The sequence below is a fragment of the Mesorhizobium waitakense genome, from assembly GCF_056431085.1.
This window is the reverse complement of record NZ_JBWKME010000041.1, coordinates 1-969: the sequence shown is the minus strand read 5'-3', so window position 1 is coordinate 969 and position 969 is coordinate 1. Positions and strand designations below refer to the sequence as shown.

Here is a 969-nt window from a genome sequence, read left to right as displayed (position 1 = left end):
GGTGGGCGGGTGCGGGCTCATGCCCGTAAAGTCCGCCTAAAATGTTAAGGCGACGCTACCCTGGCGACGGCGTCGTAGAAGGCGAGCGGCCGCTGTGTGACCCTGTCTCCGGTTCCATGAAGAATGATCTCGTCATTGTTGACATGTGGCCGCGATCGCGGTGAGCGAAGGGTTCTGTGTCCTGGTTCGACGCGACGCTGGTGACGACCCTCCAACACTGGATGCACAGCAATGAGGGTGTCGTCCTCGAAGATCCGAACTTCATTGGCCAAGGTATGAACCTCGACAAGACGCCTCCTGGTGGTGTCGGGCACGCTGTAGGCGTTTCCACCAACGCTGACCATACCGTCTCGAGAGATCCTGCGCTCCAAACGTGCTCGACCGTTTTACCCGCTGAGCAATTATCGACTACCTGCCGCGCCAATACACTCGCTATCGAGTCTAACCTGTCTGGGTATGAATCCCAGCATAAGTAGAAAAGATGCACACATTGCCGAGTGGGAGACGAGGTGTTGGCCAGCACGCCTGGGAAGGTCTCGGGCTTTAATCCCACTCCGTTGAAATTCCTGAACTGGAGACCAAACCATGGACACACTTTCTCCTCCGTGACAGAGACATGCAGCGCGAAGACCTTCCCCTGTCCGGTTCGGCGACCGTGGCTCCGCCGCAAAACGCGGCATTTCGCTCGATCTGGACCCACACAGATCGCAAATCTCGGTTGGCTCGTGCAAACGGTCGCCATAAATAGGCTCATGGCCACGATTTCCGCATCCGACCTGATGGTCGCGCTCGTGCTGGCATTCCTCGCGAACCATCCGGTCCGGGCCGGCTGTTGCGGACGTCGGCTTGGCATTAAAGCCGTCCGGCGAAACTCACGGATGCTCGAAACGGTGCCCACCCCTTGCACGATCGAAGTGACGCAGACGCGCGTCCGGGAGCACGCTCTCTTTATCGCAATCGAATAACCAA

At 58.3% G+C, this 969-nt stretch carries 1 protein-coding gene and 1 pseudogene; one reads left to right on the top strand and one right to left on the bottom strand.

Features of this window, described 5'->3' with window-relative positions:
• Positions 1-44 precede the first annotated feature (44 nt).
• Positions 45-371, bottom strand: a complete 327-nt coding sequence (locus tag AC07FD_RS09845; protein ID WP_478349671.1) for a Mu transposase domain-containing protein — start codon at positions 369-371, stop codon at positions 45-47.
• A gap of 245 nt (positions 372-616) precedes the next feature.
• On the opposite strand from AC07FD_RS09845, the pseudogene AC07FD_RS09840 reads away from it, so the two are divergent.
• Positions 617-800 (top strand): annotated as a pseudogene (locus AC07FD_RS09840) (MFS transporter); the annotation flags it as partial.
• Positions 801-969 lie beyond the last annotated feature (169 nt).